Source organism: Indolivaga alginatilytica, assembly GCF_003201355.1.
Classification (GTDB): domain Bacteria; phylum Bacteroidota; class Bacteroidia; order Bacteroidales; family Dysgonomonadaceae; genus Dysgonomonas_A; species Dysgonomonas_A alginatilytica.
On sequence record NZ_QICL01000001.1, the window covers coordinates 18,657 to 30,623 of the forward strand.

An 11,967-nucleotide genomic window follows, 5' to 3' on the forward strand; every position below is an offset into this window, starting at 1 on the left:
AGAGCAACAAACAGGCTTAGACCTTAACTGAAAAAACATGAGAAAATTTATATATACACTATTGTTATCTTGCTTGATATTGCCATTAACGGCAAAAGATTACAAGGTTGCAACTACCGCCGAATTCAATTCTACGGTTAAGACTCTTCAACCCGGCGACTGCATTATTCTGGCTAAAGGAATATGGAAAGATGCAGAGCTTGTATTCTTTGGAGAGGGAACAAAAGAACAACCGATCACGCTCCGGGTAGAAGAATCCGGAAAAACTACTCTGGAAGGATTATCTTCGTTAAAACTATACGGAAATTACCTTATAGTGGACGGACTTGTATTCGTGAATGGGTATACTCCCAATGGAGATGTTATCGAATTTAGAAAAGGAACTGCTAAAACAGCCAATAACTCCATCGTGCGCAATTGTGTAATCGATCGTTATAATCAACCCAACAGGCTCGAACAAGATACATGGATAAGTCTTTGGGGACAAAACAATCAGGTCGTAAACTGCTATCTTGGAGGTAAAACCAATTTAGGGACAACCTTAATAGTCTGGCCCAACGGCGAAGGACACAGTCAGAATTATCATCGTATTTACCGCAATTACTTTGCGGCTCGTCCTCGTCTGGGTTCTAATGGAGGAGAGACTATGCGGATAGGCACAAGCCATTATTCGATGGAAAACTCAAATACAATCGTCGAGGGTAATTACTTTGAACATTGTAATGGAGAGGTAGAAGTATTATCCGTAAAATCGTGTGAAAACCGTATTATCAATAATACTTTCTTCGAATGCGAAGGTAGTGTAGTGCTGCGTCATGGTAATAGAAATGAAGTCTCGGGCAATTATTTTCTGGGAAATCACAAACCAAGTACAGGTGGAGTTCGCGTCATTAACGAAGGACATAAGGTATTCAATAATTACTTTCATGCTTTGAAGGGAAAAGATTTCAGAGGTCCGTTAGTTATTATGAACGGAGTACCCAATTCGGTACAAAACCGTTACCATCAGGTAAAAAATGTTGAAATATATTTCAATACATGGGTAGATTGCGAATTACCCTGGCAGCTATGTGTGGGTAGTGACGAAGAAAGAACAGCTATTCCGCTGACTACAAAAATTGCTCATAACATTGTCTATTGCCCCGAAGAAACCGAACTGATTAAAGCATTCGATAAAACTACCGGAATACAATTTGCAGATAATCTGCTTATTGGAAGTAAAGGCGTGGAAAAAGGAACAGGCTTTGTTCAAGGATCAGTCGAAAAAAGTAAAAGCGCTAATGAGCTTCCTCAGATTTCGAGCAATTTAAAAACAAACGACAATGTACCCTTCGTCACAACAGATATAGACGGACGGTCTCGTGGAAACGAGAAAGCCATCGGGGCTATAGAAAATAAAGGCAAAGCAACTATCGAGATTGCATCCTCTAAAAACTGTGGTCCATCGTGGTATACCCCGGCACCTGCACCCACTCCCAATGGTAAAATTATATCGGTGAAACCCGAAAAAGATGCACTTCTGGAAGCTGTCAAGACTTCAAAACAGGGAGATATTATCGAATTAAAAGAAGGCGTATACTTCAACTCCAAGAAAATAGCAATACCTCATACATTAACGATCAGAGCTGCAAAGGATGCAAAAAGCAAGCCTGTTTTACAAGTCGACCCTGCGAATAATGCCTTGTCGGTATTGGAAGTTGGCAGCAACCTCAATTTAAATCTGAACGGTATCACCTTAGACGGAAACCTAAGCAACGGATCGGTAAAATATGCCATTGCTACCATAAAAGAAGGTATAGCTTCGTCCTATAATATGTATATCGACAATTGTGAGTTTGCCAACTTCAAAAATGAAGAAGGGGGAGCTATCTATAAAGCCTATAAAGGTTCTTTTGCCGATACATTGACGGTTACAAATTCAATATTCAGAGATTCATACCGTGGGTTTGCCTTAAATGACGAAAAGGAAGCACAAGGATTCTACAGCGCCGAATTTATGACTTTCGAGAACGTAGTATTCAAAAACATTCAACAATGGGCTATAGATTTCTTACGTGGAGGCAATGACGAATCTACACTTGGCGGACATCTGACAATCAATCACTGTGTATTCGATAATGTCAATAACAATGACGGTCAAACTATAATCAAACAAACAGGATTGGTAACTATAAACATCACGAACAGCGTATTTTTCAATTCTCCGAAGGTTAAATATCCTGTACGTTTAGCAGGCAGACACAACAAGATAAGTTTTAGTAATATCTATAATGCCGGAAAAACAAGCCTGACAAACGAAGCCACAGAAGGAGCGGGAATGATCTATACTGACCCTAAATTCAAAACGGGTACTTATGTGCCCGAACCTAAATCGCCTCTTATAAATAAAGCTTCTGATAGTACCAATATCGGACTGAAGCATTAAAATTTATTCCAATATGAAACAATCGAATAAATGGTTAGATGGGTTGACATCAATTGTTATTTGTTTCGCAATTTTTTTAGGTTGTCAAGGCAGCACAACGGAAGGGGAAATACCTTCTCCCTCCCCTGTGCCCGCTTTTACTGCTAAAAATTATATCGTTTCCAACATTGCCGAATATAACAGCAAAGTAAAATTGCTCACAGCAGGCGACACCATTACTTTAGCTAAAGGTGTATGGAAAGATAGCAAGATCATTTTTTACGGTGAAGGAACAGCAGACAAACCGATAGTTCTCACAGTGGAAGAGTATGGAAAAACAACAATCGAAGGATTATCTAATCTCCAAATACATGGGAATTACCTCATCATAGACGGATTGATTTTCACGAACGGACACTCTGCTACGGAGCAGCTTATCGAGTTCCGTAAAGGATCGTCTCTTACAGCTAATAACTCGATCTTGAAGAATTGCGTGATTGACAACTACAACAGACCTTTATCTACCGATAAGGATGCGTGGGTTAATTTATGGGGGCGTAACAACAAAGTAGAACATTGTTACTTCGGAACGAAAACCAACTTGGGAGTAACTCTCATTGTGTGGCCTAATGGTGACGGACATAACAAAAACTATCACCACATCTCGAACAATTACTTTGCAGGTCGCCCTAATCTCGATGTAAACGGAGCCGAAACCATCCGTATCGGAACCAGTGATTATTCGATGGAAATATCGGGAACTATCGTTGAATCCAACTATTTCGAATATTGTAACGGCGAAAGCGAACTTATATCCATCAAATCCTGTGAGAATCGTATTATAGATAATACTTTCTTTGAATGCGAAGGCAGTGTTGTTTTACGTCATGGCAACAGAAACGAAATCTCGGGCAATTACTTTATCGGTAACCGTAAAGAAAATACAGGAGGAGTACGTGTCATAAATCAGGGACACAAGATATTCAACAATTATTTCTACGGATGCAGGGGTGAGACACACCGTGCCCCATTGAATATCATGAAAGGCTTGGTCGATTCTCCCATCAACGGCTATCATCAGGTAAAAGACATAGAGATCTGTTTCAATACATGGGTAGATTGTGATACGCCGTGGCTGTTATCTTTTGGAGTAAGAGAGCATCAGGATTTATTACCTGTGAATGTAAAAATAGCACACAACATCGTTTATAGTCCCAATGAATCCAATCTGATTGAGGCATATGATAATATAGACGGTATCACTTTCGAAAATAATCTTTTAAAAGGAAAGAACGGTTTTGAGAAAGGTACGGGATTCATAGAAGGAAGCATTCAACAAGAATCAACTACCAATGGATATCCATTAGTTCTCACTGATATAAAGACGCCTGTGATCTCTTATATCTCTACTGATATTGAGGATCGAAAACGTATAGAACTCACCTCAATCGGAGCCTTCGACATGAATGGCTCCCGATCAACTAAAACACAGGCTGCAAGAAGTAATTCAGGTCCTGTTTGGTATAAAAAGTAATATAAAAGCAATAAACATGAAAAATACAAACATCTTTTTTAAAGCGGTTTATATATTAAGCTTCTTTTTGTTAGCATGCACGAGTTGCAACGAAAATCTGGTGGAAGATGCCACCAATACAAGTGCACCTAATATCACCGATTTTAGTCCAAAATCGGGTAAAGTAGGAACGGAAATTAAAATAACAGGCGAAAATCTGCTAAAACTAGACACTATCTATATCGGAGGTGGAATGGCTACCGTAAAATATCTGATTAATTCCAGAGAAGCAGTTGCCACGGTTACTTCGACATCCAAAACAGGTAAATTGAAAGTATCCGGAGTATATGGCGCTTTCGAAAGCAGCGATGTATTCACCGTAACTTATGTAGCTCCCGTAATAAATATGTCTACATTTCCTTCCGAAGGAAAAGCAAACGACAATGTTCTTATAGAAGGTACTGACATGGATGCTGTAATAGAGGTATATTTCGAAACCACAAAAGCAGAGATTATAACTCAAACTACTACCGAACTGATTGTAAAAGTTCCGTACTTCGAAGAAAATAATGTGGATGTTTTCTTGTCTTACAATACCGAAAGCGGAGTTAAGAAAACAGGGACTACAGGAAAACCATTCTCTCTTGATAAGCCTCAACCCACTGTTGAATCTTACGATAAAAGTGCAGAAGTCGGAGAAACTATTATCATCAAAGGAACTAATCTTAGTCTGGTAGATAAGGTTATGTTTGATAAGAAAGAAGCCACTATATCACTAAAAGAAGATAAATCAATCAGCGTAATAGTTCCATCGGGTTATACTGCGACAAGTAAGGCAGTACTTAAGTTAATCTATTATGTAGATCGTGAATTGATTGTAACTTCTGATTTTCAGGTTATCGTACCACAGATCAACTATTGGCCTGATGTTACCCTTTTTGCCAATGATGTAACTACGACCGACAATTTCTTTAATGCCATGAGTGGTAAAATCTATAATCCGTGTAACTATTCGGGCAATGCAAAGAATGTTTATTTCTACCTGACTATAACAAGCACGAGCTTAGCATTTAATAACCCTCGTAACGGAATCAATCAGATAAAAAACTTCAAATGCGAAAATGTAGCACTTCCTTCCGATACCGTAGGAACATTAAATGTGAAGTTCCGACGTATGGATCCAACTAATAGTGCAGACAATATTTTTATAGAAAAAGTAAAAAACAAAACTCTTACTTCTATATCACAAGCCGAGCTTGAGGAAGCCGGAGTTATAAAAGCCGGAACAAGCAGCTTCCGCCATAATGGAGTGCCGGGTGATCCAAACAATATGTATTCAGTAGGAGATATAATTTTATTTCAACATTATAATACTACCAATCTGACAAATACAACTGCCCCCATTATCGGCACGGGATTCTTAGAAGTTGTGAAAATAACATCAAAAGATCCCAAGACAGATAAAACATCATCAGTGACATTTAATTGTTACTTCCAGAAGTAAGGTTTAAGATCTTAGTATTCACTAAAAATTCATAAAGAAAGGCAGACTTTTAAAGGTCTGCCTTTCTTTATGATACTATACGAATTTATCGAACAGAAATTTTAGTTTTTCAAAATCAAAACTTATCCACGGATGAAAAACCGTACACATTACCACCAAAATCTGTTACGAATAAAGTATTGCCCGATATAGCTACAGTGCTGAATACAGGTGCTCCCGTAGCATGTTTCCATTCTACCTTTCCTGTATTTACGTTTACTCCATAAAGAATACCATCCGAAGCCCCGAAGAAAATAGTACTGCCTGCCAGCACAGGGCTGGTTTCTATTGTCGTTACCGGAAAACGTGTATAAGGAGCAGTATAAATAAGTGCAGGAAGTGTGGGTACATTCCATTTCTGTTCTAATGTTTCCCGATCCAAAGCAATCAGACCATTATCCACAGAACCAAAAACAATTAATTTATCGGTTACTAAAGGGGTAGATGTAACATCTACACTTACTTTCAGTTCTTTACGGCTCACTATAGCACCCGTTTTCACATCCATGATAAACAACGATTCGCCGGATATGATGTAAAATAAACCACCATGAATGGCGGGTGAAGCCCCTCTGCTCGATAAACCATAGCTTGTATGCTGCCAAAGCAGTTTCCCTGTCTTAGCATCATTACCGTACAAACCCCTCCATTGCGAGCCCGACACCACCACATCGCTTCCCAGAGTCGGAGTCGATGTAGTACCTTCGCCCTGCCCCCATCCGTTGTTTTTCCAGATTTCGTTTCCGTTTTCGGCATTATAGGCCGCAAAACCTTTCCCTGTACCTGCAAACACAGTTCCATTGTCGACAGTAAGACCATCTACCAGAGCAGGCAAACCATTTATTCCGAGTTTTTTCTCCCAGCTTAGTTTACCACTTTCAGCATCAATTGCGTACAAATACCCTTCCGCATCTTGTGCGTAGATAGTCCCATTGCCGCAAGCAATCGAATTTTTCACAGAGTTGCGTGTATTGTATTTCCATAACAATTTTCCTGTCACAGCATCAAGAGCATATACCCCACCCTCACCGCTTAGTTTCTCATCCACTGAACCTACATATACAGTATTATTATAAACTATTGGTGACGAAAAGAATAAATTAGCTTTAATATTAGTTATCCAGTTCAAATTAAGAGGTAAGCTCAATGTATCTGCAGAAATACCCATACGAGACGAATTATTTAATAATGTCAGCCAATCCTGATTTGTTTTAACTGAATGCTTCCCATCAGGTTGATAAATAAACGATTCCGAAGTTTTAGCAATCTCTCCGTTATTAAATATAACTTTTGCCTCAACAAATACACGCCTGTTCTTAGCCGATGAAGGCAATTGTAATTCGCCCGACCAATTCCAGTCTGTATTCTGAGTAAGAGCAACATCACCCGCTTGTTTTTTATCGTCTATTGTACAAGTATAAGATACACTTCGAGCCGGCGATACGGCACTGTATGTATTTACGGAAACAGGCACTTTCCCATTTGCATTTATAGAAGCCCTTTCATTTCCGATAGATGCTATCTGAATAGAATTATTTATATATGTATAACGTAACTGAGTTTTCACATCACCCTTTTTATCTACCGATACTATCCGATATGCCGATGTAGAATGATCTATACCACCTTTATCCAGATTAGCGGTAGAGATAGCCAAAACATTGCCTTGTCTACGAACAAAATTGATATGCCAGTGCCCATATAACCAAGCCTTGAGGTTATGCTCATTCAAATCGACATACTCCGTATCATTTATTCCGAAAATAAACTTGTCATCATACGATAACAAATCGTGATTAAATACAATTACAGGGGTATTCTTGTTAACATGAGCCAGATCGTTTTTCAACCAACGGTATACATCTTCTTTGGTATATCCGGGCTTATAGTCTCCTCCTGCCATAGGAGTTACTACATAGTGTACATTGCCTGCTTCGAACGAAAAATAGACAGGTCCGTAGATACTTTCGAATAATTCTTCTCCATATTTACCTTTCACTAAATCGTGATTACCGATACTATAAAACACGGGACAATTCATATTGCTCGTATTCATTAAACCGATATGTGCTTTCAGACCATTTTCATAACAGATATCTCCCGTATGCATTATAAATGCTGTTTTTTCATCTGCCACATAATCACGTATATTGTTTGCCCAACGTTCCATATCCACCGAATTGTGTATCTCGGTATCTGCTATGTGAACAAAATTATGGCTGCCATCGGCATCTATTTTTCCGGTTAATACATCTAATCCGAAATCGTAACTTTTGTTTTTGTCCGAGATAGCCCTATAATGAGCATTATCCGTTTTGTATCCCGAAGGTGTAGTTATAAAGACGAAGCGTTCTTTTGCATGTCCCGGTAATTCGAATGTGCCGTCTACGGCTGTTACAACCACATTTAAACCATCTGAAACCATTACATTTTTAAGCAGTTTCTCACCTTTGTCGTAAACCCCGTTTTTATTGGCATCTACATACACTCTTCCTGTATGCACAGCAAAAGTGCTGACCAATGGTAAGACTGTAGAGATGAAGATTAAAATTAGTTTTTTCATTTAAGTATTTATTTCTTTGATTAATACATTTCTATATTGGAATTGTCTATAAAGGTGACCTTTTTTTACTGACGCACCCTCTCGGGTTTGTCTTTCATTTTGCCTTGATGCAAAACGAAACAAAAGATCAAGACTATGCCTCTTTGCACGACCCGATACGTGCTCGAAAGCGAAAACAAAAAAACACATTTGACTTTGACCCCTTTTTGTTTTTTACGCTTTCTTCTCACATCGGGTTCCCCGTGCAACCGCCAAGGTCGGTAGCCTGACGGGCATAAACAAGCCAAGATTTAAACTGCAACCTTATTTATTCTGATTTAAATAGAAATAAGTAATAACGCTACCATGATCCGAAGGCCAGAAAGGCGGATGATGATCGAGAGTTTTACTCCAATAAGGCTGTATATTTTTCCCTTTATAGTAGATATAATCTATTCGATCACGTATACAGGTAGGTTTTACAGACGAATTACTTATGAGCGGAGACCATGTAAAACCGGGATCGGTTAACGGATTCAAATTGATTTCTCTGTAACTATCCTTATATTTTGCGTTTTCCATTTCTAGAGAAGCAGGCCACTTTATAATTCTGCCCTTGTGAATAACTTTAGTTGCATCGTTCCAATCGAGGTGAGAGCCGCTATTGAAATCACCTACCATAAATACAGGCACATTATCTGCATTTAGCGTATAGGGTTCTATCTGTTTTAATATTGCTTTTATTTCTTTGCCTCTTCTATTGTGCTCTTCTTTCATAAAATCAGTAAGATTCACTTTATCATCAATCAAATCACACATATTAGGCAGATAGTCGAGCCAGATATCAAAAAATGCCATTTTATTACCATTCCCTAGATTAAGAACAGCACCTCCCGAATTGAAACTCTTGTACACTTTTATAGTTTCATCTATCGGGTATTTACTCATAATACTCAGGTTAGAACTGATTAAATAGAAATAATACCCTAGAGAATCGGCTATTACTTCTCCCGAACCATATGTTTCGATAAGACCTATCACATCTGCATTCTCTTTCTTCAATACATTTATCACACGTTCCAATCCAACATGTTCACCAAAACGATGCCCTCCATGCCAGATATTCCACACCTGAACTTTTAATTCATTAGGAGAAATAACTTTTACATCCTTTTCTTTAGTTGATACAAATTCACTGTATAAAGATTTGACCGTAGATGATGTAAGAGTGCCATTGTACATTTTCACCTCATCTATCATACCATTGAAAGCTGTCCATTCCCTGCGTGACGACCAATCGTTATATTCGTCCGACCCTCCGATTATTGTTGCCAGTTCACTGCGTGCAGTCGAAAGTCCTTCAACATTGTAAATACCAACATTCTTACCATCATAATAAAACCAAACCTCTTTCTTATCCAAATCTACACTTATTGCAATCTGATGCCAGTTTCCATCATTTATGGGCTGACGATCAGCCGTAGGGGCATAGTTATAGGTCGATTTACCATCGCTTATATTGAAAAACCAAGCACCTCTGTCATTAGTGCCCAGCATCCATCCTGCTTTGTTTTTATCTTCGACTTTCTTATTACTCATTATGGGTGTTCCCTGACGGGCATTCTTCTTCGTCTTTACCCATAGCACCATGGCGAAACTCTTATCATATGGCAAGGTCTCATTTGCATCCAACGCAACAGGTAAACGAACGGCGACATCACTCGTAAGATCTAAACACAATCCTTTGAGACCTTTGCTAAATGTGGGCACAAAAGCCATTCGGGAATCTTCCGCTTCATTCAGATTCTCTTTCACTTTAGAGAAGTCGACCGATCCGTTATCAAATGATTTATAAATAAACGACTCTTGGGCAGATGTCAATCCGACGAGAAATGAAACAATCAGCATGGTTATGCATCTTTTTTTCATATTATTATATTTTATGGTTATCGCATTTATCAAATTAGACTAGAAGTTTCGCCCGATTCTTCTAGTCTAATTTTACATTCAATTATCCAAATATAGGACAATTCTCCCCATTTTTTCAATTACCCTCTGTTCAATGTAGCAATATTAAGTAATGGGAAATATTTATTGCTACACTTTATGACTATAATAATTTTCGGTTATTGTACTTGCCAAAGCAGTAAAAAGGTCTTGGACATTACTTCCAATATTTGTTTTGAACCAGATTACTGTTTATCAGAATATCCTGATCGCTTATCGGTTTGTAATAATATTTAGGCTCTTGGAATGTAAATCTATTCTTATGAGCTGTAATTTTCACATAACCGTGATCTCCTTCCGATAAATAGAAAGTATTGCCATCCAAGATATAAATAGTCAATTTGTATTTTTGCTTATCATCTTCCGGTATCTTATCGGCATCTGCCTGTGTCTTAACGACTGCAATATCAGGTAAACCATCGCCTGTAATATCATGATATCCCAATCCGCTGATATAGATTCCTTCCGATTCTTTAGCCATCAGTGTACCCACTTTCCAGCGATAGATATCATTAGCTCTGAATCCTTCGCAAGCCAATTCTATTCTTCGTTCGCGTCTTACTTCAAGAATAGCTCCTCTTTGAGTTCCTGATACATTCGGATAACGGTTCGCCTGAACAGGATCAATAGCAGACAATACATTCGATAGTATCATATGGGGCATCCCTACTCTATCACGCAGCAGATTGATTGTAATATCTAAATCGCTTTGAGTCAGTTCACCCAATTCTGCACGAGCTTCTGCATAAACAAGCAATACTTCAGCCAATCTGATTAGCGGCAGAGCGGTATAAGACTTGTTCCACGATATTTGATCGTATGTCAACGGATCATATTTTACCTGTACATAACCACCTATACCAAATTTTGCTTTGGTGGGTATCGTAACACCGGCACGAATATGTCCCGGTTTCATGAAGGTATAACCCAGTCTGGGATCACGGTTGGTAAATATATCGTTTACACTCATTTTATCATAGCCGGGTACTTGCTGAAATGTTTTGGTTGTATTGCCATTTATTACCAGATAATCCTCCATCAAGTCTCTTGTTAAGCCATAATAATTGTTATACATTACCTGAACATTATGAAAGCTGTTTAAATCTTGTTTATATTGTTCATACCATATAATCTCAGGATTGGTTGATAAATCGAGGCTTACAAACAATGCCTGATAAGGCTCTAATGTACCTTTAGCCTTGTACAACGAAAATTGATTGTTTTCAATAAAAATTTTCTTTGCGGCATCACGTGCTAATTCAAGAAAACGCTTATGGTCTGTCAATTCCAATTCCGCATGATACTTTCTGTAAGTACCCTCCTCCAATGCTATGCGAGCCTGCAATGCCAATGCTGCCCACTTCGTTACACGTGTTTTAGAAGAAAAATTTCCGACAGATTGAATATTTTCCACAGCAAATGCCAAATCTTCGAGAATCTTATCCACCACTACAGCTCTGCTGTCTTGTGTTTTATATAATTCTTCCGTATCACCGGTCTGAAGTGTTTTTGAATACCAAGGCACATCCGAAAAAGTCCGAACTTTGCCATAGTAATGATAAGCTCTGAATAGACGGGCAATGCCAACATAATGATTAATTTCTGTTTGATCGCCTACGGCTGTCACATGATTTTCGATCAGGAAATTTATTTTCCTCAGTTTCTCCCAGTTCCACGTACCTTCGGTTTGGGGTTTCACATCACCCCTCATCATCTTGTACATACTCTCGTCCTCATTCGAATTTTCGTTATCACTCACCTGATCACCATACGAAGAAGTTATAATATCACCATATAAACCATTCAGATATGTATTGAGATCCTGAGGATTCTTAAAGAAGTTCTTGGGACTGATTTCGGATTCCGGGTAACGCTCCATAAATTCATCATTACATGAGACAAAAAATATTCCTATAAGCAATGATGCTATTATTACTATTTTATTTTTAAGGTTCATA

Annotated in this window: 6 protein-coding genes; 3 read left to right on the plus strand and 3 right to left on the minus strand. The window is 38.5% G+C overall.

Annotated features, from left to right (window positions below; genetic code table 11):
• The first annotated feature begins 37 nt into the window (after positions 1-37).
• Genes CLV62_RS00085 through CLV62_RS00095 form a run of 3 tightly spaced genes read left to right on the plus strand, consistent with a single transcriptional unit; the run spans position 38 to position 5,421 of the window.
• Positions 38-2,425, plus strand: a complete 2,388-nt coding sequence (locus CLV62_RS00085; protein ID WP_110308748.1) for a chondroitinase-B domain-containing protein — start codon at positions 38-40, stop codon at positions 2,423-2,425.
• Between the two features lie 13 nt (positions 2,426-2,438).
• Positions 2,439-3,938, plus strand: a complete 1,500-nt coding sequence (locus CLV62_RS00090; RefSeq protein WP_110308749.1) for a polysaccharide lyase 6 family protein — start codon at positions 2,439-2,441, stop codon at positions 3,936-3,938.
• A 16-nt stretch (positions 3,939-3,954) separates the two neighbouring features.
• Entirely contained in the window at positions 3,955-5,421 is a 1,467-nt protein-coding gene (locus CLV62_RS00095; RefSeq protein WP_170119974.1) for an IPT/TIG domain-containing protein, read from the plus strand.
• Between the two features lie 115 nt (positions 5,422-5,536).
• Here the strand turns inward: CLV62_RS00095 and CLV62_RS00100 are convergent, their stop codons facing one another.
• From CLV62_RS00100 to CLV62_RS00115, 3 genes are all read right to left on the minus strand, one after another.
• Positions 5,537-8,023 carry an outer membrane protein assembly factor BamB family protein gene (locus CLV62_RS00100; RefSeq protein WP_110308751.1) on the minus strand — a complete coding sequence of 829 codons (2,487 nt, stop codon included), beginning with the start codon at positions 8,021-8,023 and terminating at the stop codon, positions 5,537-5,539.
• Between the two features lie 303 nt (positions 8,024-8,326).
• On the minus strand, positions 8,327-9,931 hold the full coding sequence (locus tag CLV62_RS00110) for a LamG-like jellyroll fold domain-containing protein (RefSeq protein ID WP_110308753.1): 1,605 nt from the start codon (positions 9,929-9,931) through the stop codon (positions 8,327-8,329).
• Between the two features lie 235 nt (positions 9,932-10,166).
• The gene (locus CLV62_RS00115) at positions 10,167-11,966 is read right to left on the minus strand and encodes a RagB/SusD family nutrient uptake outer membrane protein (protein ID WP_110308754.1); all 1,800 of its coding nucleotides are present in this window, start codon (positions 11,964-11,966) and stop codon (positions 10,167-10,169) included.
• Position 11,967: the final 1 nt, after the last annotated feature.